This window comes from Sphingomonas sp. PL-96, assembly GCF_020707215.1.
Taxonomy (GTDB): domain Bacteria; phylum Pseudomonadota; class Alphaproteobacteria; order Sphingomonadales; family Sphingomonadaceae; genus Sphingomonas.
Genome location: NZ_JAJFET010000003.1, coordinates 190,046 through 214,579, shown reverse-complemented (window position 1 = coordinate 214,579; position 24,534 = coordinate 190,046). Strand labels below are relative to the sequence as shown.

Here is a 24,534-nt window from a genome sequence, read left to right as displayed (position 1 = left end):
TGGCGATCATGGCCGCAGCGATGATCCCGCTGATCGGCATGATCGGCGGCGCCATCGACCTGTCCCGCATGTACATCGTCAAGACGCGGCTGCAACATGCCTGTGACGCAGGCGCGCTCGCTGGCCGCAAGGCAATGGGCGGCGGCACCTGGACTCAGTCGAGCGGTGCGCCGGGCAAGGCGGCCAAGCAGTTCTTCGACGCGAATATCTCCAAGACCGCCTATGGCGCGGCCGTCGCGGATGGCGTGTTCCGCGAGAACGCCGGCAAGGTGACCGGCACCGCCAGCGCGACCGTGCCGATGACGCTGATGCGCGTGTTCGGCTTCACCAGCCGCACGCTGTCGGTGACCTGCGACGCAGAGATGCGGCTGCCAAACACGGACGTGATGTTCGTGCTCGATACGACCGGGTCGATGAGCCAATCGATCGGCAGCGTGACCAAAATCGACGCCCTGAGAGTCGCGGTGAAATGTTTCTACGAGATTGTCGCCCGCCTCGACACGGACGCCCAATGCACGACCGGTACTCCCAGCGGGGGAACCGGAGACCAGGTCCAGATCCGCTTCGGCTTCGTTCCCTATGCAGTGAACGTCAACGTCGGTCGTCTGCTCAAACCCGAATGGATGGTGGACAAGTGGACCTATCAGAGTCGGGTCTACATCCCGCCAAGCTATGGCGCCTGGGGTAACTGGGGAGCGGCGCTCAAGATCCTGTCCTGCGGAGCGCTTCCGCCGAATACTGACACCGTCGAATACCGCGCCAACCTGAACGTGCTTGGCCTCGTGTGCATCGTGGAGACGCGTAGCCGTACCGTCCAGCCAGCGTCATGGGAGTACCGGCCGGTTGAGCATAACGTGAGTGGACTGAAGAACGGCAGCGGATGGAACGCAAGTGTCCAGCTGCCTCTCGACAACGGCGGCGCGGCGAGGAGCGTATCATGGCCGGGATGCATCGAGGAACGCCAGACGATCCAGACGTCGACCTTCACGTCGATCACCAGCAGCGCCTATGATCTCGACATCGACAAGGTGCCCACGGCGGATGTCACCACCCGATGGAAACCCTGGCTGCCGGGTGCGCTCTACACTCGCCAGAGTACGGGCAGAAACGACACCGGCAACTGGAACCGTGCCACGATCCGCACGACAACCGACTATTCCAACAACGCCTATGCCGCCTGCCCCACCGCCGCGCGCAAGCTTCAGGGCTGGGACAATGCCGATGTCTTTGACGATTACGTCGACAGCTTGCGCCCGGAGGGAAACACCTATCACGATATCGGGTTGCTCTGGGGAGCGCGGCTGATGTCCGCCACCGGCATCTTCGCCAACGAAAATGCACGTACGCTGCAAGGCGGCGACATCGAGCGCCACCTGATATTCATGACCGACGGCGACACCCAGGCGGCTCCCACGGATTACAATGCTTATGGCATCCCTTGGTTCGATCGCCGCCAAACTCTCGATACGGTGGTGCCCACCGCCGATATGCTCGAGGCGCAGATCAACGCGCGCTTTGCCGCGCTGTGCACGGCCGTCAAGAAGAAGAACATCACTCTGTGGGTGATCTCCTTCGGCAGCATGACCAACGAGACGAAGACTAGGCTTGAGACCTGCGCGACCACAGGACGCTATTTCAGCGCGAATGATGCGGCCTCGCTGCAATCGACCTTCAAGTCGATCGCCGACCAGATCTCGCAATTGCGGCTGACGAAATGATCCGGTGCCACCGCATTTGCTCTACGCTGAGCGCGTTCCGCTTCGAGCGGCGTGGCGCGACGGTGATCGAATTTGCCTTGGTCGCGCCAGTGCTCGCAATGCTGCTGATGGGTGCGTTCGACCTCGCGCATAGGCTGTACGTCGAAAGCGCGCTTCAGGGCGTGGTGCAGAAGACAGCGCGGGACTCGTCGTTGGAGACCGGCACCGACGCCGAAGTGGCGGACAAGCTCGACCAGCAGGTGCGCGATCAAGTGCTGCAGCTCGCACCCAAAGGTGAGGTCACGATCACCCGCCGCGCTTATCGCAACTATGCCGCGGCGGCGCGCAAGGCGGAGGCGTTCACCGACGTCAACAAGGACGGGACGTGCAGCAACGGCGAGCCTTACGAGGACGCCAATCGCAACGGTAGATGGGATCTTGAAGGCGGCAGCACCGGTCAGGGGGGAGCCCTGGATGCCACCGTCTATACCGCCACCGTCTACTATCCCAAACTGTTCCCGTTCTGGAAGATGGTCGGCAGCAGCGACCATGCCACTGCCCGAGCGACCACCGTGCTGCGCAACCAGCCCTATGGGGACCAGGGCACCCCGACCGCGGGGACATGCGCATGACCAATCGCATGCACCCCACCCGCCTGCTCCGGAACCGGCGCGCTGTCGCGCTCATCGAGTTCGCGCTTGGCCTGCCGATCTTCCTGATGCTGACGCTCACCGGAGCGGAGCTGACGAACTATATCATCGTCAAGATGCGGATCAGCCAGATCGCGCTGCAGGTCGCCGACAATGCCGCGCGCATGGGCACCGGCAGCCTGTTGTCGGCGAAGATCGTCAGCGAGACCGATGTCAACGACCTGCTGACCGGCGCCGAACTGCAGGCGGGCGGACTTGACCTGTACAAGCATGGCCGAGTGATCCTGTCGGACCTGCAACCCGCGACGGTGCCGAACACGACTCCCCCCAAGTACAAGATCGCCAAGCAGCGCTGCCGCGGTAGCGCTGCCCATGCGTCGACCTATGGCGCGCAGGGCTCGATCAACTCCGGCATGGGACCGCCCGGGCACCTGACGTTCGCGCCGGAAAACGGCGCGACGATGTTCGTCGAGGTCTACTACCGCTACCAGCCGCTGGTGCAGTCCTCGCTCGCGCCGTCGGAAACGATCATCGAAACCGCGTCCATGATGGTCCGCGATCGCCGTGACCTGAGCGACTATTCCAATACCGAGCGCGCGGTCATCTCCAGCTGCTGACGCAAAAAGGGCCAGCGGTTTCCCGCCAGCCCTTCCCGAAGCGATCCGGGCTGCGCCCGATCAGCCCCTTGCCGATCAGCCCTTGTAGGTGACCTTCTTCACCGTCTCGACCACACGGTCGGCGGTGACGAGCGCCAGCTTTTCGAGGTTCGCCGCATAGGGAAGCGGCACGTCCTCGTTGGTGACGCGCAGCACCGGTGCGTCGAGGTCGTCGAAGCCCTGCTCCATCACGACCGCCGCGATCTCGCTCGCGATCGAGCAGACCGGCCAGCCTTCCTCGACCACCACCAGGCGGTTGGTCTTCTTCAGGCTCTGAAGCACCGTCTTGGTGTCGAGCGGGCGCAGCGTGCGCAGGTCGATGACTTCCGCCTCGATGCCTTCGCCTGCCAGCTTTTCGGCAGCTTCGAGCGCGACGCCGACGCCGATCGAGTAGGACACGATCGTCACGTCCTTGCCCGGACGCATGATGCGGGCCTTGCCGATCGGCAGGACATAGTCGTCGAGCTTCGGCACCTCAAAGGTACGGCCGTACATCAGCTCGTTCTCAAGGAACACGACCGGGTCTTCCGAGCGGATCGCGGCCTTCAGCAGGCCCTTGGCGTCGGCCGCGTCATAAGGCGCGATCACGACCAGGCCGGGAACGCTGGCGTACCAAGGACCATAGTTCTGCGAGTGCTGCGCGCCGACGCGGCTCGCCGCGCCATTGGGGCCGCGGAACACGATCGGGCAGCGCATCTGGCCGCCCGACATGTAGTTGGTCTTGGCGGCCGAGTTGATGATGTGGTCGATCGCCTGCATGGCGAAGTTGAACGTCATGAACTCGACGATCGGCTTCAGGCCGCCCATCGCAGCACCCGTGCCGACGCCGGCAAAGCCGTATTCGGTGATCGGCGTGTCGATGACGCGCTTGGGACCGAACTCCTCGAGCAGGCCCTGGGTTACCTTGTAGGCGCCCTGGTACTCGGCAACTTCCTCGCCGATCACGAAGACGCGGCCATCGGCGCGCATTTCCTCGGCCATCGCGTCGCGCAGTGCTTCGCGGACGGTGACCTTCACCATCTCGGTGCCTTCCGGCACTTCGGGGTCGGTCGACGTCTGCTCGACGGCGTTGACGAGCTGCGTGGTGCCCGTCTCCTGCTCCTTCGGCGCGTCCGAAACGGCCTCAGTACGCTGGTCGGACGGGGTCTGCACACCGCCCTCACCATCGGCCGGCTTGGAGCCTGCCGCAGCACCGGTCGCGGTCTGCGACGCGTTGGCGGCTTCCGCCACGTCCTCGCCCTCGCCCGCGATCAGCGCGATCACGGTGCCGACCTTCACATTGTCGGTGCCCTCGGTGACCAGGATCTTGGCAATCGTACCCTCGTCGACCGCCTCGAACTCCATGGTCGCCTTGTCGGTCTCGATCTCGGCCATGATGTCGCCGGACTTGACGACGTCACCTTCCTTGACCAGCCACTTGGCCAGCGTGCCCTCTTCCATCGTGGGCGACAGCGCCGGCATCTTCAGTTCGATCGCCATCTCAGTAGTTCTCCACCAGCACGTCCGTATAGAGCTCGGCCGGATCGGGTTCCGGCGTGCTCTCGGCGAAGTCGGCGGCCTCGTTCACCACCTTGCGGATTTCCTGCTCGATCGTCTTCAGATCGGCCTCGGTAACGCCCAGCTTCTCGAGCTCGCGCTTGGCGCCTTCGATCGGGTCGGAATTGTCGCGCATCGCCTGCACTTCCTCGCGCGTGCGGTACTTGGCAGGGTCGGACATCGAGTGGCCGCGATAGCGATAGGTCTTCATCTCCAGGATGATCGGACCCTTGCCGGCGCGCACCCATGCGAGCGCCTCTTCGGCTGCACCGCGGCAGGCGAGCACGTCCATGCCGTCGACCTGGATGCCCGGGATACGGAAGCTTTCGCCGCGCTTGTAGAGCTGGTCTTCCGCCGACGAGCGATTGACGCTGGTGCCCATGGCGTAGTGGTTGTTCTCGATCACATAGATGATCGGCAGCTTCCACAGCTCGGCCATGTTGAAGCTCTCGTACACCTGGCCCTGGTTGGCCGCGCCATCGCCGAAATAGGCCATCGCGACGCCGCCGTCCTCGTTGTACTTATGCCCGAACGCCAAGCCGGTGCCGAGCGACACCTGCGCACCGACGATGCCGTGGCCGCCGTAGAACTTCTTCTCGGTTGAGAACATGTGCATCGACCCGCCCTTGCCACGGCTGATGCCGGCGGCGCGGCCGGTCAGCTCGGCCATGATGACCTTGGGATCGATGCCATAGGCCAGCATGTGGCCATGGTCGCGATAGCCGGTGATGACCGAGTCCTTCTCGCCATCCAGCGCGGACTGCAGGCCGACGGCAACCGCCTCCTGGCCGATGTAGAGATGGCAGAAGCCGCCGATGAAGCCGAGGCCGTAGAGCTGGCCCGCCTTCTCTTCGAAGCGGCGGATCAGCAGCATCTGCTTATAGAAGTCGAGCAGTTCCTCCTTCGAGGCCTCGTAACGCGTCGGTTCGCTGGGACGCTCACGGTTCGGAACGGCAGGTTCGCTGTTGGCGCGCTGCGCCGGTGCCTTTGCCACGATGTAGGTACCCTCATGCCTGGGAAAGGGGAAAGGAGCCGAGCCTATAGGCCGGTTTCTTCCCCGACTGCAATCACCCGACCAGAACGGCTGGGCGACCGTGTTGCTCCCCCTGCTAGCGCAACTGCGCTCAGCCGTCGACCGTGCCGGAACAACGATCGGCGCCGCTTCCGTCTCCCCCCAGCGGCATGATGTATTCATCCGGATGGGCGACGTTCAGCTGCTTGCGCACCAGTTCGTCGACCATGTCCGGATCGGCGTGCCGCGGGTCGAGCAGGGCCACGCGATTGCGCAATTCCGCCCGCGCCTTGTCCAGACATGCGTAATAGGCCTGGCGCTGAGCGAGCTTGCGCGAATAATCGCGGTAGGCGAGCACGCCATTGGGGCCCAGCACCGCATAATAGCCGAAGAACCCCATGAACAGGATCGCAAACGCGGGAAACCCGGCGCGGCGAAGCATGTGGTGCAGGGGCGAAGTGCGCGGCATGCCCGATCTTTGCGCAAGCAGCGAACCGGCGCAAGATCGTCCGACTCGAAAAATGTCAGGAGATTCGAAGCTGATGCACGTAAGCCACGACCCTGCCGCCCCGGCTGCCGAACCGATCGATTTCGAGGCATTTCTCGCGGTCGACGTCCGCGTCGGAACGATCGTCGCCGCGGAAGAGTTCCCGGAAGCGCGCAAGCCCGCGTTCAAACTCAGGATCGATTTCGGCCAGCCGATCGGCGTGCGGCGATCCAGCGCCCAGATCACTGAGCATTATTCGCCGGAGACGCTGATCGGGCGACAGGTGGCGGCGGTCGTCAACTTCCCGCCGCGGCAGATCGGCAAGTTCCTGTCGGAGGTTCTGACGCTCGGCTTTCCGGACGAGAACGGCGCGGTCGTGCTGTTCGCGCCGGATCGGAAGGTGCCGGATGGAGGGCGATTGTTCTGAGGGCGGAGGCGGACGTATCGAAATGCCACTTCCCTTGAGTGACTGGTCTCCAAAGGCTACGGCCCCCACTTCGGGCCATCGCTCGATAGCTGGATCGGGACCGGCTCGCCGCAGACGGAAACCGAGGGGCCGCCAAGTTCATTCCAGCGGAACAGGTTCACGTGCCAACCGCCTGGAATCATGCGGGAACGGTCGATTATCCCGTCCGCGCCAGCCGCCCGTGCCGCATCCGCGTTGCGCCAGGATGGGGGCTCTTGCCCGGCCTTCAACGCTGGCCGCCATGGCGCGTTTGATAGATCGCGATCAATGGCGAGCGCGCGACAGGCGGCGGCGTCATGCTGATCGAGAACATGCGCGTCGCTCACCAGCAACGGCACCACGACGCGGGGAGCCCCATCTTCGCGGATGTACCCGGATACAGCGATCATGGCCCACTCCTGCCGCGGGCTCATGTAGAGCGTAGCTTGCCCCGGTCGATGGTAGCGCCCTGCGGTCTCCGACCTTGGCGGGGCAAGCACTGCGCTGGCATGATCGGCGAGAACTGCACGGAAAAACAAGCCCGAGACTGTCCGCAGCCCCTTCCCGCCACCAGCGATGCCTGGACCATTGTTCATGCGCCCAGCGTAGGCACTGGAGAGCAGCTGGCAATGGCAGTTGCCCCGCCAGCGGGCACCTGCACGAAGATCGTGCCGTAACCGCGGCGGGGCCTGCCCCGTCACTCAGGCGAAAGCCGGAGTCCATTCCGCTGCTTGCGCCTGCGGCTCAACGGACCCCGGCCTCCCCCTGCCCCACTTACACGCGCAGGATCGAGCGGCCGGCGTAGCGGGCGGCGTCGCCCAACTCTTCCTCGATGCGGATCAGCTGGTTGTACTTGGCGAGCCGGTCCGAACGCGCGAGGCTGCCCGTCTTGATCTGGCCGCAGTTGGTGGCGACCGCGAGATCCGCGATCGTCGCGTCCTCGGTCTCGCCCGAGCGATGCGACATGACGGCGGTGTAGGACGAACGCTGCGCCAGGCTTACCGCCTCCAGCGTCTCCGTAAGCGTACCGATCTGGTTGACCTTCACCAGCAGCGAGTTGGCGAGACCCTTGCCGATGCCCATCGCCAGACGCTCCGGGTTGGTGACGAACAGATCGTCGCCGACCAGCTGGACCTTGTCGCCGATCTTGTCGGTGAGCGCCTTCCAGCCCTCGAAATCGTCCTCGCCCATGCCGTCCTCGATCGAGAAGATCGGGTAGCGGGCGGCGAGGTCCGCCAGATAGTCGGCCATCTCGACCGGGGTCAGCGACTTGCCCTCGCCCACCATCTCATACTTGCCGTTCTTGAAGAACTCGGTGGCGGCGCAGTCGAGCGCCAGCATTACGTCGTCGCCCGGCGTGTAGCCGGCCTTCTCGATGCTGGTCATGATGAAGTCGAGCGCATCCGTGGTGGACGACAGGTTCGGCGCAAAGCCGCCCTCGTCGCCGACCGAGGTCGCCAGGCCCTTCTCATGCAGCCCCTTCTTGAGGGTGTGGAAGATCTCCGAACCGCAGCGCACGGCCTCGGCCAGGCTCGGTGCGCCGACCGGCATCACCATGAATTCCTGGAAGTCGATCGGGTTGTCGGCATGCTCGCCGCCGTTGATGATATTCATCATCGGCACCGGCAGGAGGTGCGCGGAGACGCCGCCGACATAGCGATAGAGCGGCAGCCCGCGAGCATCGGCCGCCGCCTTGGCGACGGCAAGGCTCACACCCAGGATGGCGTTTGCGCCAAGACGGCCCTTGTTGGGCGTGCCGTCCAGCTCGATCATCGCACGGTCGACGTCTGCCTGATCCTCGGCATCAAGGCCCAGCACCGCCTCGGCAATGTCGGCGTTCACGGCGTCGACGGCGGCCTGCACGCCCTTGCCCATCCAGCGGCTCTTGTCGCCATCGCGCTTTTCGACGGCTTCGTGCGCGCCGGTCGAGGCGCCCGATGGGACCGCAGCGCGGCCGGTACTGCCATCTTCCAGCATCACGTCGACCTCGACGGTGGGGTTGCCACGGCTGTCCAGGATCTGCCGTGCATGGATGTCGATGATTGCGGTCACGAAACGATCTCCCTACCTTCGCGGCCGGACGATGCCGGCGATCGCGCGCAGCCCTATCCGCTCGGCCCTGTCGGGGCAATTCGTGCCGGATCGGGAACCGCAGTCCCCGGCTTTGGTTCTCAAGCCGAACCAAGAAGGGAAACGCACGATGAGCGACAGCAACCGGACCGATCCGCTTTCGAGCACGGGCCCCAGCGACACCAAGGTCGAGTTCACGCCGTCCAGCAGCACGGCCGCTGGCAAGGACGTGAGCTTCGAGCCGACCACCAGCGACGACTCGGTGTACGAGACGGCGGACCTGTCGGGCGAGGACGACTCCAGCGTGGGCGACAAGGCCAAGGGCGCAACCCAGACGCTGAAGGACGAGGCAGGCAAGCTCGGCCGTCAGGCGACCGACAAGGCGCGCGGCCTTGCCGACGAGGGCAAGCTGCGCGCGACCGGCGCCCTCGACGAATTCTCCAAGATGATGGAGGACGCTGCCGGTACCGTCGACGAGAAGCTGGGTGAGCAGTACGGCCAGTACGCCCGTTCGGCAGCACAGGCCCTGTCGGGCTTCTCGGACTCGCTGCGCGACAAGGACGTCGACGATCTGGTCGACGACGTGCGCGGCTTTGTCCGCAAGAGCCCGGCGGTCGCGATCGGCACGGCGGCTGCGCTCGGCTTCGTCCTGGCACGCCTGGTCAAGGCGGGCGTCGACGGTGCGGACGCGACCGACACGACCCCGTCGGCCTGAAGCCAAGCGAGTGGACGCGATGCGCGATAGCAGGACCGACGCCAGCATAGGCGAACTCGTCCAACGGCTCACAGCCGACGGCAAGACCTGGGTCCAGGCCGAGCTGGCGGTATGGAAGGCGGTTGCCGCCTCTCGAAAGAACGACGCCATCCTGGGGATCGCGCTGGGCGTGGGCGCGCTGGTGATTGCCTTTGCGGCGATCGGCGCGCTGCTGGTCGGCCTGATCCTGGTGCTGCGTGAGCCGCTTGGCAACGGCGGCGCCACCGCCGTGGTCGTCCTCGTCGCGCTCGCGATCGCCGGGATCCTCGGCAAGATGGCCGCGACGCGGCTGGGCAACGCCTTTTCGGGAGACGGCCTGTGACCGAACCTCAGGGCGTTGCAGCAGCCCGCGCCAACGCACAGCAGGCCAAGGCCCGCATGCTCGGCACCGCCGACGCCATCAAGGCGCGACTGAATCCGAGCCTGGTTGCCGAGGACGTGGCGGACCGCGTCAAGGAACGGGCATCGGCCGCCGTCGAGCAGGGCGTGGCCGTGGTGCAGCGCGAGCCGCGTGCAGTCGCCGCGGGTGCGGCGGCCGTGCTCGGACTGTTCCTGACGCCCAAGTTGATCCGCAGCGTGCGGCGGCGCTGCAAGCAGAAGCGGGCGCGCGCCAAGGTGCCGGCCGCGGTTGCGACGCCTGCCCCGTCCGCTCCTCCGCCCGAGCGACTCTGACACTATCACCGGGCCGCATAGAGCCCCCAAGCCAAGGACAAGTGGAATGACCACGAACGGCAACAACACCACGGCCACCACCAGCACGGCCGCGAACACCGACCACGACGCCGGCACGCTGGCGACGCTGCGCGAGAGCGCCAGTCACGCTTATGAAAGCACGCGTGAGACGGCGGCGACTGCCGCGGCGCGCGCCGGCGAAGGCATCGAGGCCAACCCGCTCGCGGTGCTCGCAGGCGGCATTGCGGTCGGCGCGATCCTCGGCGCGCTGCTCCCCAAGACGGAGAGCGAGCAGAAGGTGCTGGGCCCGCTCGGCAAGCGCTTGTCGGAAACGGCGATCGCCGCCGCTGCCGCCGCGCGCGAGGCCGGCAAGGAGCAGCTGACCAGCGCGATCCCCGACAAGGATGCCGCCAAGGAGTCGCTGAAGAAGGCGTTCGGCAATGTCGTCGAAGCGGCCAAGGACGGCGGAAAGAACGCTGCCACCGGTAGCACCGCAGCCTGAACGCGTCTGCGCCCTTGAGTGCGCGGCTCCAGCCGCTATTCGGCGGTGCAGCACACATCAGGAGCTGACATGAGCAAGATGCATCTCGTTTTCGGTGGCCGCGTCAGCGACCCCCAGACGCTCGACTTTGTCGATCTGAAGGAAGTCGACCTGGTCGGACTCTTTCCCGACTATGAGAGCGCCGAAAAGGCCTGGCGCGCTGCTGCGCAGCGCACGGTCGACGACGCCGAGATGCGTTATGTCGTGGTGCCGCTGCACCGCCTGCTCGAGCCCGAGCTGAAGTAACGCCCGGGCAAAGCCCGAAAAAAGAAGCGGCTGCTTCCCCACCAGGAAGCGGCCGCTTTCCTTTGTGCGGCAGCACCGGAGCGGCTGAGCCACCCCGGTGCTCGCGCGTTAGAGTGCGAAGCGCGCCGTCACCCGCAGGTCGCGGCCGGCGAGCGGAGCATAGTCCTTCAGGTAGCTCGCGTGACGGCGCGCGACGACATCGAACAGATTGTTCGCCGACAGCAGCAGGCTGGTCGGGTTGTCGCGACCCCAGGGCTTCAGCGTCAGGGACGCGTTCACCAGCGTATAGGCGCCGGTCTCCGTCTCGTTGGCGGCAACGCGATCCTGCTTGGTCACATGCTCGACTTCGAGACGCCCTTGCGCCAGCGCGCCCTGCGCTTCGATGCCGCCAAGCAGACGCAGCGGCGGGATGCGCGGAACCGGGCCGCCATCCTTGATCGTGGCATGGGTGTAGTCGGCGACGCCGTCCACGACGATGTTCGTGCTACCGAACTGCGCGAGCCGGGCCGAAGCCTCTGCCTCAAGGCCATAGAAGCGGGCGTCGACCTGTTGATACTGGAACACGGGCAGCCCGTCTTCCAGTTCACCGGTCGGCTGCTCGTAGATGAAGCCGTCATACCAGTTGTGGTACGCTGCAAGGCTGAAGTCGAAGCCGTCGCCGCCGCCCTTCAGCGTCGCCTCGACGCCGTTGCTGCGCTCGACGCCCAGGTTTACGTCGCCGATCTCGAACGCCTGGGTGCCGGCGTGCGGTCCGTTAGCGAAAAGCTCCTCCGCCGTCGGCGCGCGCTCGCTGTGCGACAGCGACACGCCGAAGCGTACGCCGCTGTTGCCCAGTCCGATGCTGGCGCCGCCAGCTGCCGAGAATGCGTTGAAGCTGCGCTCCAGCCGGGAATTGCCGAGATCAGCGTCCGGCTGCGCGACAAGGTTCGTGCGCTCGTAGCGACCGGAAAGCTCTCCGCGCAGGGCGCCGAATTCCGCACTCTGGAGGGTGAAGACGCTATACTGCTGCGTCTCGTTGCGCGGCAGGAACTTCTCTTCGCCGACGACATTGAGCGTGCGGATCAGCATCTGTGCGCCGGTCGTGCCGCGCCAGCCGCCGCGCACCGCCTGCTGCGCCTCGAGGCGCGCTTCCAGGCCCTGGCTATTGAAGGTGGTGCCGACTTCGCCGGTGTCCTCGATCTCCTGGTGGCGATAGTCCGCAATGGCGCCGCGGAAGCGCAGGCGATCGATGAAGCCGCCGGTCTCCACTTCCCCGCGCATGTCGAGGCGAGTCTGGCGCATGTCGATGCGAACCTCTTCAGCCTCTTCGCCGGGTTCGGTCGCATAGCGGACCGGCACGCCATAATTGGTGTCGTAGTGCGAGACCGAGAAGCCGAGGTTGCCGCCGTCGGCGACCACTGCTGCACCGCCCGCGACCTGCCAGGTCTCCGCCGAGCTGTTCGGAAGCGTGCCGCTCAGATTGGCGAGGTCTGCGATGTCCGAGTCGCTGCTGGCCGCAGCTGCGCGGCGCTGCGGCTCCGCCAGGATGTGGCCGCCCGTCTTCAGGTCGTCGGACTTGGTGTAGCTGCCGTCGGCGTGCAGCACGACCTTGCCGCCCACGGGCACGTCGACGGAGCCGGAGGCGGTCCGCTCATCGGCGGCCGAGCCATAGCCGACGATGCCGTCAATGTGCACGGGCTCTTCGGGAAGGCGGCGCGGGATGCGGCTGTCGACGACGTTCACGACACCACCGATGGCGGACGGGCCGAACATCAGCGCGGCGGGCCCGCGCAGCACCTCGATCCGGTCGGCGATCAGCGGATTGATGGCGACGGCGTGATCGACGCTGGTGGTCGACACGTCGAAGCTGCCGATCCCTTCCGTCAGCACGCGGGCGCGGTCGCCCTGCAGGCCGCGCAGGATCGGCCGGGATGCACCCGGACCAAAGCTGCTGGAAGTGACGCCCGGCTGGCGGGCCAGCGTGTCACCGAGCGTCGGACGCAGCGAGCGGGTGAGCGCCTCCCCCGACAGCACGGTGGTGCCGCCGAGCAGGTCTTCCTTGGGCCGATGAAGCGAACCGGTGACGATGATATTGGCGCCGATTTCCTGGTGATCGGCGTCCGTAACGGTGGCGCGGTTCGCCTGCGGAGCGGTGCTGGCGGTGGTCTCTTCCGGCACAACTTCTGGCGCCGCATAGGCCGGAAGCCCGAACGCGAGCACCGCGCTGCCAAGAAGAAAACGAGCGATCGACATTGAAACCCTCCCCACAAGCGGAAGGCAGCCCATACAAGGCTACGATACATCATCACAAGATGCGATTATGGGTTCGTGACAAATTATTTCCGCACTGCACCCGGAACGCCTCAGCCGAGGATCGAACGGTAGAGCGCCTCGTATCGCTCCGCCATGCGCTCCACCGAGAAATGCGTGGCCACGCGCGCGCGGCAGGCGGCTCGGTCGATCTCTTCAATCCGCCCCACAGCGTCGATAGCGCCAGCCACGTCGTCGACCATAAAGCCGGTGACACCATGCTGGATCAACTCTGCCATCGAGCCGCGCCGATAGGCGATCACGGGCGTGCCGCAAGCCATCGCCTCGACCACAGACAATCCGAAGGGTTCGTCGAAACCGATCAGGTGGAGCAGCGCCCGCGCGCCGCCGAGCATCGCCGTCCGGGTGGTACCGCCGACGGCTCCGTGGTGGATCACCCTCGCCCCGTCTACACCCGGCTCAACCTCTTCCCGCCAGTAGCGCTCATCCTGGACGATGCCGGCCATGTGCAGGCGGCGGCCGGCCGCGCGGGCGACCTCGATGGCCTCGCGCGGGCCCTTGTCCGGGTGGATACGCCCAAAGAACAGCAGGTCCTCGCTGCCCACTGGATCGAACGGGAAGTCGTCGAGCGGGATGCCGTGGTGGATCGTCGCGGCATAGCGGAGTCCCGGGTGCCGGTCCGCATCGCTGATCGCGACATAATGCACGCGATCCTGATAGGGCGCGTACATCGGCAGGATACGGTCGGACGAGAAACCGTGGATGGTCGTAACCATCGGCGTGTCGACCAGCCCGGAAAAGCCGTGAGCGGGAAAGTCCGCCTGGTTGTGGATCAGGTCGAACTCGCCGGCGCGCTCGAACAGATGCGCAAGGTGGCGGAACTCCCAGACCTTGGCATCAACGGTCGGATCTTCCGAATAGGGCGCCGGCACTACCCCTGCGAGTGTGGCTGAGGTGATCGAGTCCAGCGTCGCGAACAGCGTCACGTCGATGCCGCGCGCGACCAGCGCCTCGGTCAGCAGGCTGGTGACCAGTTCCCAGGGGCCATAGTGCCGTGGTGGCGTTCGCCATGCGATCGGCGCCAGCATTGCGATCCGCATCAGGCGGCAAGTCCCAGGATCATTGCTTCATTCCCCCTCAGGTATAGCACCCCGCCGCTCGGGGCAGCGGGTTCGGCCAGCGTGGACAACAGCGGCCGAAACCCCGCCGCCCAGGCCGGCAGCGCCATCTCAACCGGTGCGGCCCCCAGGTTGAGGGCGACCAGCAACTGCGTGTCGCCATGGCGCCGCGCATAGGCCAGCAGGCTCCCTTCCGCGGCGATCAGATGCCAGCTGCCGACCGACAATGCTGCATGGTTCTTGCGCAGCATCAGCAGCTGCCGCGTGAGCGTCAGCATGGAGGCTGGGTCTTGATCCTGGGCAGCGACGTTGCGGGTCCGGTGATCCGGGTTGAGCGGCAACCAGGGCCTGCCGGTGGTGAAACCCGCGCCCTCGCCATCGTTCCACGGCATCGGCGTGCGCACCGGATCGCGGCCGCGGCCGGGCTCGCGCAGTTCCTGCGGATCGACCGCTTGGCCCGGCGGGATCGGCACATCAGCCAGCCCGAGTTCATCGCCATAGTACAGCGTCGGCGTGCCGCGCAGCGTGAGCAGCAGCATCGCCGCAACCCGCGCCTGCGCCTCCCCTACCCGCGTAGCGGCGCGAGACCGGTCATGGTTGCCGAGCACCCAATTGGGCCAGCCGCCGGGTGGCAGCGCCGCCTCATAGTCGACGATCCGCTGCGCGAGCTCGACCGCGTTCCAATCGGCCTCGATCAGCTGGAAGTTGAAGGGGAGATGCACCCCGGGACGATCGGTGCCATAATAGGTCATCAGCCGCTCGACCGGCAGATAGATCTCGCCGATCAGCAGCCGTTCGCCCCCTTCCGCCGTGTCCGCGATCATGCGCATGTCTGCGGCAAGGTCGTGCACCTCGGGCTGGTCGGTCGAATGCAGCTGCAGCACCCGGTTCTTCTCGCCCGTGCCCGGCACATAGTCCGGGTTGACCGGATTGTCGGGGAAGTCCGCGTGCTTGATCATGTGCCACAGCACATCGATGCGAAAGCCGTCGACGCCGCGCGCGAACCAGAAGCGCAGCACGTCCAGCATCGCCGCGCGCAGTTCCGGATTGCGCCAGTTGAGGTCTGGCTGCTCCTTCAGGAACGCGTGCGAGTAATACTGCCCGGTCGCCTCGTCCCACTCCCAGGCGGGGCCGCCGAAGTCGCTGATCCAGTTGTTGGGCGGGCCGCCGTCCGGGGCCGGATCGCGCCAGATATACCAGTCGCGCCTGGCCGCCTCCCGGCTGCTGCGGCTCTCCACGAACCAGGGATGCTGGTCGGAACTGTGGTTGGGCACGAAATCGAGCAGCAGCTTCAGCCCACGGGCATGGGCGGCGGACAGCAGCGCGTCGAATTCGGCCAGCGTTCCGAACCGCGGGTCGATGCCGCAATAGTCGGCAACATCATAGCCGAAGTCGGCCATCGGCGACGGGAAGATCGGCGACAGCCAGAGCGCATCGACGCCAAGCTCGACCAGATAGTCCAGCCGCGCGGTGATCCCCGCCAGGTCGCCGATGCCGTCCCCGTCGCTGTCCTGAAACGAGCGCGGGTAGATCTGGTAGATGGTGCCGCCTTCCCACCACGGCCGCGCGTCCGCCATCAATTGCCCTTGGCCGAGGCCAGCTCCGCGTGCCGACGCATCATGCGCCCGAAGAGCGGGTCGCGGTGTGTCCGCCAAGCGCGCTGTCCTGATGCCGGTCGGAGGTGCTGCCGGCGGCCTCGGTGTCGCGCTGGTCGCCCTCCTGCGGCTCGGGAGCATCGGTGCCGATCGCGTCGCCTGGTGCGACTGGATCCTCGTGGCGTTCGTGCCCGCGCTTCGTGTCCAGGCCCGGCGTGTTGTTGCCGTGCATGCGGATGTCGTCCTTGGCCATGACGTTACTCCTGTCTGCTGCCACTCCAACGGCCGGCAGCAGCCAGGGTTGCGGCGTCGGGCGCCCCCGCGCCTCGCCTCAGCCGAAGCGATAGGCGGAGACGGCCCACCCCAGCACCTCGCCCCGCCAGTCGAGCCGCGCCGGGTCGTCACCGCCGGCGCCCACAGCAACCATCAAGGGTAGCAGATGCTCTTCGCGCGGATGCGCGTAGCGGGCGTTGGGAAGCACCTCCCATGCCGCCAGCCGCTCGGCACGGCGAGCGGGGTCCGGATCGGTCGCCGCTTCGGCAAGTGCCGCGTCCCAGGTGGCGGACGGCGCTGCGGCGCGCGCGCCCCGCTCCCGCAGATTGTGGAAGCTCATGCCGGAACCGACGATCAGGACGCCTTCGTCTCGGAGCGGAGCCAGGGCGCGTCCGATCGCCAGATGTTCCGCCGGATCGAGCGACTGGCGCAGCGACATCTGCGCAAGCGGAATGTCGGCGCCCGGCACCGCGACCATCATCGGGATAAAGACGCCATGGTCCCACCCGCGGCCGTGCTCTGCGCCTGTTTCAAAGCCCGCCTGCTCCAGCAGTTCCGCTGCCCGCGCGGCTACATCGGGGGCGCCGGGCGCGGGCCATTGCAGGGCATAAGTGTGGGCCGGAAAGCCGTAATAGTCGTACAGCAGCGGCTGACCATCGCCATGATGCAGCGTCACCCGCTCCTCTTCCCAATGGCCGGAGACCAGGAGGATCGCACGCGGCCGCTCCGGCAGGGATGCGACCACTCCCGCAAGATAGTCGCGCATCGGCCGCCACATCGGGTCCGGCTCCGCCCCCGGGTTCAGGAAGAAGCAGGGGCCGCCGCCGTGCGGCACGAACAGGCTTGGCATGGTCATGGCAGAGATGTTGCGCGGCACGGGCCGAGCCTGCAACGCCGCTGCCGGAAACACGCCGTTTCACGGGCAGCGCGGCTCGGCTATGACCAGGACGCATGACCCGCTTCACCGTCAACAATCAGCCCGTCGAATATCAGCTCGATCCGGAGACTCCGCTGCTCTGGGCGCTACGGGATGCCTCCAACCTCACTGGTACCAAATACGGCTGCGGGGTCGGCCAATGCGGCGCCTGCACGGTGGACGTGGATGGCGAGGCGGTGCGGTCGTGCCAGGTGGCGATCGGCAGCCTGGAGGGGACGTTCGTCACGACCATCGAGGGGCTGTCGCGCGATCGCAGCCATCCGGTTCAGGCGGCGTTTCTCGCCACCAACCTCGGCCAGTGCGGCTATTGCATCCCCGGGCTGGTGATGGCGACGAGCGCGCTGCTGCGGTCGAACCGCGACCCTTCCGATGCGCAGATCGCCGAGGCGCTGACCAATTTGTGCCGGTGCGGCATCCAGCCGCGGCTGGCGGAGGCGGTGCGGCGCGCTGCCCGCCTGGCCCGCGGCGACGAAGTAGTCGATGCGGCACCCAAGCCCGGCACCGACCGCGACGAAGCTGCACGCGCAGTTCCTGCCCTCACCCCGCGCTGAACCTTTCTGCCGGCTGTCACGCGAGTTCAGCCAATGCTCATGGCATTGGCGGTACACCGACCAGCATTGGAAAACCGGTGGGTCCGGTTCGGGAGAACGGCAGTGATCAGGTTCTTGTTGATCGGATTGATGGCAGCCAGTGCGCTGGTGCCAGCCTCGGCCATGGCCCAGGAGCGCGGCGAGCGTCCGCGGCGCGAAGCGGCGGACGGTAACCGTTCCCAGCGCGACTCCCAGCGCCAGCGGCCGGAACGGGCGCCGCAGGCGCCGCAGCGCGACTATCAGAACCAGCGCCCGCAGGTGCAGGGACGTGCGCCGCAGCAGGACTTCCAGCGCGTCCGCCCGGCCCAGGGCGCGCGGCGCGAGCGACCTGAAGGCTGGACGCGACCGGATCGAGGCACTCCCCAGCGCTGGCAGGGCGGCGAGCGTCGTCCCGACGCGCGCGCCGAAGACCGTCGCGGCTGGGAGAACCGGAACTCGCAGGGCGGCGATCGTGTCGACCGGGGCGAGCGCCGCCCGGACCAGGTAGAGCGGAACGATCGCCAGAACTGGGGTGATCGCGCAGGGCGCGTTGAGCGCGACGGGCGTGGCCGCCCTGGCCAGCGCGAATGGCAGCGCCGCGACGACAATCGCGATTGGCGCGACCGCGACGATCGCCGCCGCAGCTTCGCCGATCGCAACTGGCGCGACGATACCCGCCAGCGGCAGTCGTGGGATGATCGTCGCTCGTGGAGCCGCAGCTGGCGCAGCGATCGACGGTACGACTGGAACGGCTATCGTCAGGCGAATCGCAACGTCTATCGGCTGCCGCGCTACTATCCGCCTTCGGGCTATGGCTATGGCTATGGCTATCAGCGCTTCTCGATCGGGCTCACGCTGGGGTCGATGCTGTACGGCTCGGGCTATTGGATCAACGATCCCTATGCGTACCGCCTGCCGCCCGCCGATGGCCCGTACCGCTGGGTGCGCTACTACAACGACGCGCTGCTGGTGGACCTGGAAACCGGCGAGGTGGTGGACACGGTGTACGACCTGTTCTGGTAAGCCGACACGGGTTGCGGGCGGGGGCTCGGCAGGCGACTGCCGGGCCCTCTTGCCTTCGCCCGCCCCTTGTCCGAAGGAACGGCGCCATGAAGGTGCAATCCAACCGTCCGCATGGCTCCCCTTCCGCGGTCCGCGCCGCGTTCGGCACGAACGTCGCAGCGCGGCTGAGTGCGAATCCACAGGTTCGCGCCGCCAGGACCGAAGCGGCCCAGATGTTCGTCCACCCGGAGTTCCTGACTGCGGACGAATGCGGGATGCTGATGCGCACCATCGACGCGGGCAGCCGGCGATCCACCCTGCTCACGCAGTCGAACGACCCGAACTTCCGCACCAGCGACAGCTGCGACCTAGATCGCTGGTCGCCCGAGATCCAGCCGCTGGACGAACGCATCGCCGACCTGCTCGGCATCGAGCCCCAGTTCGGCGAGACCATGCAGGGCCAACGCTATGCGCCCGGCCAGCAGTTCCGCGCCCACCACGACTATTTCCATGAAGGCGAGTCCTATTGGGCCGACATGGAGCAGCAGGGCGGCCAGCGGACCTGGACCGCGATGGTGTTCCTCAACACCGTCGAGCAGGGCGGCGCCACCTGGTTTCCTCAAGCGGGCGTGCGTTTCAAGCCCAATGCCGGCCAGCTCGTCGCCTGGAACAACATGAACCCCGACGGCAGCCCCAACAAGCTGACCCTGCACGAGGGCATGGCCGTGATGCGCGGCACCAAATACATCATCACCAAATGGTTTCGCGAGCGCCCATGGGTCAAGTGACGGAACATCCAGCGATTTCCTTCGCGCCGCGGTTGGCGTAAGCGCCCTTCATGCGTCCCGTACTGAACGTTCACCGCTCGATCCTGGGGCAACCCTGGCGCTGGCGCGGCCTTGCCGCCGACCCGTGCGACGCGAGCTTCGCCCCCGACGATCTGGTCACCCAGCTGCTGCTCGCACGCGGCTGCTCGCGTGACGCGCTGGAGGCGCACCGCACGCCCAGCATCCGCGGCTTCATGCCGAACCCGTCGATCTTCCGCGACATGGACAAGGCCGCGGACCGGCTGGCCGATGCCGTGCAGGCCGGCGAGCAGGTCGCGATCTTCGGCGATTATGACGTGGACGGCGCGACTTCTGCGGCGCTGCTGATCCTGCTGCTGCGCCAGCTGGGTCTGGAAGCGCGCCCCTACATCCCCGACCGCATGACCGAGGGCTATGGTCCTTCCGGTCCGGCGCTGCTGCGCCTCCAGCAAGAGGGTGCGAGCCTGATTGTCACCGTCGATTGCGGCGCCCAGGCGTTCGAGGCGCTGGACGTCGCGCGCGAGGCTGCGGTCGACGTGGTGGTGGTGGACCACCACAAATGCGCCGCCGCCCTGCCCTACGCCCATGCACTGGTGAACCCCAACCGCATGGACGAGCGCGAGGGCGCCGAGCACGGGCATCTCGCCGCGGTTGGCGTCGCTTTCCTGCTCGGCGCGGCGCTGCTGCGCACGCTGCGTGCCCGCGGCTGGTTCGCCAACCGGCCGGAACCCAAGCTGATCGAGCTGCTCGACCTGGTGGCGCTGGGCACCGTTGCGGACGTCGCACAGCTGCGCGGGCTCAACCGCGCATTCGTGGCGCAGGGCCTCAAGGTCATGGCGCAGCGCCGAAACCCGGGGCTCGCCGCCTTGATCGAGGCGTCGCGACTGACGCGGGCGCCGACCTGCTCGGATCTCGGCTTTGCACTGGGTCCCAGGATCAACGCCGGCGGGCGTGTCGGCCGTTCCGATCTGGGCGTTCGGCTGCTCACGACGCAGGACCGCGACGAGGCGCGCGCGATCGCCGAGGAGCTCGACCGGCTCAACGAAGAACGCCGCGCCATCGAAGGCATCGTCCAGGCCGAGGCAGAGGAGCGCTGCGCCACCCAGACCGAGCGTGGGGTGGCGGTCGTCTCCGGCCGCGGCTGGCATGCCGGCGTGATCGGCATCGTCGCGGGTCGCCTCAAGGAAAAGCTCGGCCGCCCGGTTCTGGTGATCGCGGTCGACGAGAATGGCGTCGGCAAGGGCTCCGGCCGCTCGATCGCGGGCGTCGACCTGGGCGCGGCGATCCTGTCGGCCAAGGACAGCGGCCTGCTCCATGCCGGCGGCGGCCATGCCATGGCAGCGGGCGTGACCGTGTCGGAAGAGACTATTCCGGCGCTCGCCGACTTCCTCCACGAGAATCTGAACGAAGCCGTCGAGCGCGCCCGGGGCGAGCGCGCGCTGTTGTTCGACGCGGTGCTGGCGCCCGGCGGCGTCAACCCGATGCTGGTCGAGGCGCTGGAGGTTGGCGGCCCCTATGGCGTCGGCTGGCCCGCCCCGCGCGTCGCGGCCGGCCCGGTGCGCGTGATCCGCGCCGACACGGTCGGCAACGGCCATGTCCGCCTGACGGTCGCCGGGGACGACGGCCGCAGCTTGAAGGCGGTGGCATTCCGCCAGGCCGACACACCGCTTGGGGCCGCGCTGCTCGGTGCCCCGCCCCACCGCCGGCTGTGGCTCGCCGGCCGCGCCAAGATCGACGACTGGGGCAGCCGCCCGGCCGCCGAGCTTCATGTCGAGGACGCCGCCTGGGCGGACTGAGCGCGTAAAAAGCGAAAAAGCGAAAACACCTGCTTGACCGATCGCCGGCATTTCCCTAGTTCGCCGCGACCGGCAACGGCCCCTTCGTCTAGCGGTTAGGACGCGGCCCTTTCACGGCTGAAACACGGGTTCGATTCCCGTAGGGGTCACCATCGTCAAGCCAGGATCGTCAGTATTCTGCGCTTTTCGATGTGGCGACGAAATCGGCGCCCACAGTTGGTCCCACACATTGTGCAGGCTCTCTTGAGCGGATTTGGTCCGCCTTGGCAGATCAAACGCGAGATCACGGTACCTCACCGCGGCAAGCCAAGTAGAAGCTTGTCGGCGAAATGGCTCAATCCTCGACGTCGAGACCACCTTTCCCAGACGCCGGCCCGCGGCCGCAAGAATCAGGATCGGATACTCGAGGCGCAGTTGACGTGTCCCGAAGCGGACCCTTGTTCATGTCGCTCACGCCCACCCTCATATCTCGGATGACCCCGGCATCCTAGCCGCTACCGCTGCCGATGGCTGTATCTCCAGCACGCGTCAGTCCTGCCTCCAGAGCATCGCGGCAACCACGGCTGGGTTGAGGCGTCGCCCTGCCGACTTCGTCTATTGTTCATGTTCGATCCGCTATCTGCGGCGTCACGCAGACGGAGGTACGACCATGAAGATGATTGCCGTAAGCACGCTTGTGATATCTCTAGGGCTGAGTGCCTGCGCCTCCACCGGCGTTCGCGACCCTGCCGGTGCGGCGAAATGCAGCCCCGATGCTGCCGCGACATTCGTCGGTCAGGTGCCGCCCGACGACGCTGCAATTCTCCACCGCACGGGCAGCACGATCATTCGGCGCATCGCACCCGGTGACCCGACGACCAGGGACTATCGCGTTGAGCGAGTAACTGTAACGGTCGCGGATGGCCGGGTGGTCTCCGCTTCCTGTGGGTAAGCGCTGGACTGCAGTGCATTTGCTCTTCCTCGCGACGGCCCTGCCGCTGCTCACCGGCTGCGTGGCAGACGGCCCCTTCGAGGGTCCGGTGCGTCTGGGACAGATCGCATCCATCAATGGTCCGAGGGTGCGGGCGGACCAAGTCATCGAGGACAGCCGGTGCCCCATAGACGCCCAATGTGTCTGGGCGGGACGCCTGATCGTCCGAGTAACCGCTATGGGGGGTGGATGGTCCAAGCAGCTCGACCTCACGTCTGGCGTGCCCGTGAACGTCGCTGATGGCAGCCTTACACTCGTGGAAGCGACGCCGCCGAGGCGTTCAGCTGACCGAACTGACAAAATCCGACCCTACCGCTTTACGTTCAGCTTCCAAGGCGGACTGTAATTGCCGCTCGAGGTCCACTCCCGCCGCTAGTAGGTCGCAATCTGACCATGTCAGACGTTCGTGCGGCCCATCCCCTGTCCTTAGAAGCGGGCGTTCATTCATCATGCCTCGTTGGACGGGGACCCGCGCTGGGTTCGGGCGCGATACTTTTGCAGCGAAGCTCGACGATAGAATGTCCGTCGATCCAGGACGCACTCTATGGTTGGCCACCCTGCGCGTCCGGACTAGACGTGCAGGCCTGCGAACAGAAGGCGAATATGATGAAGCGACAGCTTGCGTATGTTCTTGGGCTTGGTTTGACGATCCTTCCGGCTCACGCGCAAGTTGCCCCTCCTGTCGATTATGCGGGCGAGGCCAAACGGATCATGGCCGGCTTGTCGGCTACCGGGATGACGGCGGCGGTGCTGATCAACGATAAAGTCGTCTACTCGGGCGCCAATGGTAAGATCGAGGACGGCAAACCCGCTCCAGTGACGGCCGAGACGCTGTTTCCCATCGCGTCGATCTCAAAGGCGTTCACCACCACCGCGTTGGCGATGCTGGTCGATGAGGGCAAGCTCGCTTGGAGTGATCCGGTACGCAAGTACATTCCCGAATTTGCCATGTACGATCCTTGGGTCAGCGAGCACTTCACCGTCCGCGATGCACTCACCCACCGCTCGGGTCTTCCGCTTGGCGCGGGCGACCTGACGATTTGGCCCGACGGCAACGCCACACCAACAGACGTAATCGCTTCGCTCAAATATCTGCGGCCAACGACGGGATTTCGAGACGGCTACGCCTACGACAATCTGCTCTACATCGTGGCTGGCGAGATCGTCGAGCGGGTGTCGGGCCAGGCATGGACCGACTTCATTTCGAGCCGCATCTTCGCTCCCATCGGCATGCGCGACTGCGCCGCCGACAAATCGCTGATCCGGCCCGGCCAAGCCATCGCCACCGGCCACGAACGCGCGGCCGCCGATCAGCACGGCACACCGATCGACCAGCGCATGAGCTTCTCCAAGACATGGGATGCCGCTGGCGGCATCTGGTGCACCAGCGGCGACATGATGAAGTGGGGCAAGTTCTGGCTCGACGGCGGTGTGTCTGCCGATGGTAAGCGGTTGCTATCGAAAAGACAGACACAAGAGCTATGGACTGGGGTCACTCCCGTTTCCGCAACCATTTCGCGGGCGACGGGCAAGGGCAACCTAGTCCTGTACGGTTTGGGCTGGTTCGTCTCGGACACCGAAGGCACGCCGATCGTCTACCACTCCGGAGGGGCGCCGGGAGTGACGAGCAATTTCATCATCCTCCCGGCGAAGAAGACGGTGATCTTCGCTTCGTCGAACGATTATCTGAGTACGGCCGGAGCATGGACGCGACACATCGCCGACGCCCTGGCCAACGGGAAGCAAGATGCCGATGTCGTGGGTCTGGCGATTGCGGCCAACGCGAAGGCGAATACCGAAGCCGCTGCGGCGCTGACCAACGCAGTCTCGCCGCCGAAAGATGCTGCTCAACCGACGCTACCGCTCAACGCATACGTCGGCACTTACCGCGATCCGTGGTACGGCGCTGTCAAAATCACCCGACGCGGGAAGAAATTGTTCATCGACATGAGTCGCTCGGCGCTGCTTGACGGTCCGCTAACCCCTTTCAATGGTGACACGTTTGCCGCGATCTGGCCCGACAAGACCATGAAGGCCGATGCCTTCGTCACGTTCTCGGTCAAGGATGGCAAAACCGTAGGCCTGAAGATGAAGGCAATTAGCAACATCACCGACTTTTCCTACGACTTCCATGATCTCGACCTAAAGCGCGAATAGCTCAAGACGATCCAGAAGCAGACGCCCGGCCCCGTTTGCCCCTTCCCCGGACCGGCCACTGGTCATCTTGGTTGAACGGCAGCTTCCGGCGTGCCTGACCAGCCTTCAAAAGGTCTCGACGTGGTGGATAGCTGCCGCCCCGGTTTGTGCGACGAACGGCAACTATCGCCTTCGCGCAAATCTAGAGCGGACCGACAGAGATCCACGCTCGTCCGGCCGGCCGCGGCTGACCGGCCCTTGGCCGTAACGCGCTTTAGAGTGTCGCCATGCGCCGGCATTCAGCCGGCGCACTACC

Annotated in this window: 25 protein-coding genes and 1 tRNA gene; 16 read left to right on the top strand and 10 right to left on the bottom strand. The window is 66.2% G+C overall.

From position 1 onward, the window contains the following. Positions 1 to 8: 8 nt before the first annotated feature. The 3 genes from LK533_RS08480 (at position 9) to LK533_RS08470 (ending at position 2,964) form a co-directional block, all read left to right on the top strand. Positions 9 to 1,718, top strand: coding sequence for a pilus assembly protein TadG-related protein (locus tag LK533_RS08480; protein ID WP_267495302.1), 1,710 nt, complete (start codon positions 9 to 11; stop codon positions 1,716 to 1,718). Positions 1,719 to 1,780: 62 nt separating this feature from the next. After that, on the top strand, positions 1,781 to 2,329 hold the full coding sequence (locus tag LK533_RS08475; RefSeq protein ID WP_229362356.1) for a TadE family protein: 549 nt from the start codon (positions 1,781 to 1,783) through the stop codon (positions 2,327 to 2,329). Further along, entirely contained in the window at positions 2,326 to 2,964 is a 639-nt protein-coding gene (locus tag LK533_RS08470) for a TadE/TadG family type IV pilus assembly protein (RefSeq protein WP_229362355.1), read from the top strand. Before LK533_RS08475 ends, LK533_RS08470 begins: the two co-directional genes overlap by 4 nt. Positions 2,965 to 3,039: 75 nt before the next feature. Here the strand turns inward: LK533_RS08470 and LK533_RS08465 are convergent, their stop codons facing one another. The 3 genes from LK533_RS08465 to LK533_RS08455 all read right to left on the bottom strand — a co-directional run bounded on the left by LK533_RS08465 (position 3,040) and on the right by LK533_RS08455 (position 6,020). After that, on the bottom strand, positions 3,040 to 4,482 hold the full coding sequence (locus LK533_RS08465) for a pyruvate dehydrogenase complex E1 component subunit beta (RefSeq protein WP_229362354.1): 1,443 nt from the start codon (positions 4,480 to 4,482) through the stop codon (positions 3,040 to 3,042). A 1-nt stretch (position 4,483) separates the two neighbouring features. Beyond that, complete coding sequence (gene pdhA, locus LK533_RS08460) at positions 4,484 to 5,533, bottom strand: pyruvate dehydrogenase (acetyl-transferring) E1 component subunit alpha (RefSeq protein WP_229362353.1); 1,050 nt, start codon at positions 5,531 to 5,533, stop codon at positions 4,484 to 4,486. Between the two features lie 130 nt (positions 5,534 to 5,663). Further along, positions 5,664 to 6,020, bottom strand: coding sequence for an FtsB family cell division protein (locus LK533_RS08455; RefSeq protein ID WP_229362352.1), 357 nt, complete (start codon positions 6,018 to 6,020; stop codon positions 5,664 to 5,666). Positions 6,021 to 6,093: 73 nt separating this feature from the next. Here LK533_RS08455 and LK533_RS08450 point away from each other — a divergent pair, with 73 nt between their 5' ends. Next, positions 6,094 to 6,465, top strand: a complete 372-nt coding sequence (locus LK533_RS08450) for a tRNA-binding protein (RefSeq protein ID WP_229362351.1) — start codon at positions 6,094 to 6,096, stop codon at positions 6,463 to 6,465. A 56-nt stretch (positions 6,466 to 6,521) separates the two neighbouring features. On the opposite strand, the gene LK533_RS08445 is transcribed toward LK533_RS08450, so the two are convergent. Both LK533_RS08445 and eno read right to left on the bottom strand, forming a co-directional pair. Continuing rightward, positions 6,522 to 7,079 carry an RES domain-containing protein gene (locus LK533_RS08445; RefSeq protein WP_229362485.1) on the bottom strand — a complete coding sequence of 186 codons (558 nt, stop codon included), beginning with the start codon at positions 7,077 to 7,079 and terminating at the stop codon, positions 6,522 to 6,524. 178 nt (positions 7,080 to 7,257) lie between these two features. After that, on the bottom strand, positions 7,258 to 8,535 hold the full coding sequence (eno, locus tag LK533_RS08440; RefSeq protein WP_229362350.1) for a phosphopyruvate hydratase: 1,278 nt from the start codon (positions 8,533 to 8,535) through the stop codon (positions 7,258 to 7,260). Positions 8,536 to 8,683: 148 nt separating this feature from the next. On the opposite strand from eno, the gene LK533_RS08435 reads away from it, so the two are divergent. The 5 genes from LK533_RS08435 to LK533_RS08415 all read left to right on the top strand — a co-directional run bounded on the left by LK533_RS08435 (position 8,684) and on the right by LK533_RS08415 (position 10,766). Beyond that, positions 8,684 to 9,268 (top strand): hypothetical protein, encoded by a 585-nt coding sequence (locus tag LK533_RS08435; protein ID WP_229362349.1) that lies wholly within the window; start codon positions 8,684 to 8,686, stop codon positions 9,266 to 9,268. A gap of 19 nt (positions 9,269 to 9,287) precedes the next feature. Next, entirely contained in the window at positions 9,288 to 9,629 is a 342-nt protein-coding gene (locus tag LK533_RS08430; protein ID WP_229362348.1) for a phage holin family protein, read from the top strand. Beyond that, complete coding sequence (locus LK533_RS08425) at positions 9,626 to 9,979, top strand: hypothetical protein (RefSeq protein WP_229362347.1); 354 nt, start codon at positions 9,626 to 9,628, stop codon at positions 9,977 to 9,979. The genes LK533_RS08430 and LK533_RS08425 overlap by 4 nt, the downstream gene beginning before the upstream one ends. Positions 9,980 to 10,025: 46 nt before the next feature. Beyond that, the gene (locus LK533_RS08420) at positions 10,026 to 10,481 is read left to right on the top strand and encodes a hypothetical protein (RefSeq protein ID WP_229362346.1); all 456 of its coding nucleotides are present in this window, start codon (positions 10,026 to 10,028) and stop codon (positions 10,479 to 10,481) included. A gap of 69 nt (positions 10,482 to 10,550) precedes the next feature. Beyond that, positions 10,551 to 10,766, top strand: a complete 216-nt coding sequence (locus LK533_RS08415; RefSeq protein ID WP_229362345.1) for a DUF4170 domain-containing protein — start codon at positions 10,551 to 10,553, stop codon at positions 10,764 to 10,766. A 108-nt stretch (positions 10,767 to 10,874) separates the two neighbouring features. On the opposite strand, the gene LK533_RS08410 is transcribed toward LK533_RS08415, so the two are convergent. The 5 genes from LK533_RS08410 to LK533_RS08390 form a co-directional block, all read right to left on the bottom strand. Then, a complete protein-coding gene (locus tag LK533_RS08410) occupies positions 10,875 to 12,998 on the bottom strand; it encodes a TonB-dependent receptor domain-containing protein (protein ID WP_229362344.1) in 2,124 nt (707 codons plus the stop codon). Positions 12,999 to 13,108: 110 nt separating this feature from the next. Next, positions 13,109 to 14,116, bottom strand: coding sequence for a glycosyltransferase family 4 protein (locus LK533_RS08405; RefSeq protein WP_229362343.1), 1,008 nt, complete (start codon positions 14,114 to 14,116; stop codon positions 13,109 to 13,111). Then, complete coding sequence (locus LK533_RS08400; RefSeq protein ID WP_229362342.1) at positions 14,116 to 15,711, bottom strand: alpha-amylase family glycosyl hydrolase; 1,596 nt, start codon at positions 15,709 to 15,711, stop codon at positions 14,116 to 14,118. The genes LK533_RS08405 and LK533_RS08400 overlap by 1 nt, the downstream gene beginning before the upstream one ends. A 40-nt stretch (positions 15,712 to 15,751) precedes the next feature. Next, positions 15,752 to 15,982 carry a hypothetical protein gene (locus LK533_RS08395; RefSeq protein WP_229362341.1) on the bottom strand — a complete coding sequence of 77 codons (231 nt, stop codon included), beginning with the start codon at positions 15,980 to 15,982 and terminating at the stop codon, positions 15,752 to 15,754. A 78-nt stretch (positions 15,983 to 16,060) separates the two neighbouring features. Then, positions 16,061 to 16,858, bottom strand: a complete 798-nt coding sequence (locus LK533_RS08390) for a DODA-type extradiol aromatic ring-opening family dioxygenase (RefSeq protein ID WP_229362340.1) — start codon at positions 16,856 to 16,858, stop codon at positions 16,061 to 16,063. Positions 16,859 to 16,953: 95 nt separating this feature from the next. On the opposite strand from LK533_RS08390, the gene LK533_RS08385 reads away from it, so the two are divergent. From LK533_RS08385 to LK533_RS08355, 7 genes are all read left to right on the top strand, one after another. Next, a complete protein-coding gene (locus LK533_RS08385) occupies positions 16,954 to 17,490 on the top strand; it encodes a (2Fe-2S)-binding protein (protein ID WP_229362339.1) in 537 nt (178 codons plus the stop codon). A gap of 102 nt (positions 17,491 to 17,592) precedes the next feature. Then, positions 17,593 to 18,531, top strand: coding sequence for an RcnB family protein (locus LK533_RS17950; protein ID WP_229362338.1), 939 nt, complete (start codon positions 17,593 to 17,595; stop codon positions 18,529 to 18,531). 86 nt (positions 18,532 to 18,617) lie between these two features. Then, on the top strand, positions 18,618 to 19,298 hold the full coding sequence (locus LK533_RS08375) for a prolyl hydroxylase family protein (protein WP_229362337.1): 681 nt from the start codon (positions 18,618 to 18,620) through the stop codon (positions 19,296 to 19,298). A gap of 50 nt (positions 19,299 to 19,348) precedes the next feature. Then, entirely contained in the window at positions 19,349 to 21,112 is a 1,764-nt protein-coding gene (recJ, locus tag LK533_RS08370) for a single-stranded-DNA-specific exonuclease RecJ (RefSeq protein ID WP_229362336.1), read from the top strand. 77 nt (positions 21,113 to 21,189) lie between these two features. Next, a tRNA-Glu gene (locus tag LK533_RS08365) sits at positions 21,190 to 21,264 on the top strand. Positions 21,265 to 21,761: 497 nt separating this feature from the next. Then, on the top strand, positions 21,762 to 22,043 hold the full coding sequence (locus tag LK533_RS08360) for an I78 family peptidase inhibitor (RefSeq protein ID WP_229362335.1): 282 nt from the start codon (positions 21,762 to 21,764) through the stop codon (positions 22,041 to 22,043). Positions 22,044 to 22,688: 645 nt separating this feature from the next. Further along, complete coding sequence (locus tag LK533_RS08355; RefSeq protein WP_229362334.1) at positions 22,689 to 24,239, top strand: serine hydrolase; 1,551 nt, start codon at positions 22,689 to 22,691, stop codon at positions 24,237 to 24,239. Positions 24,240 to 24,534: the final 295 nt, after the last annotated feature.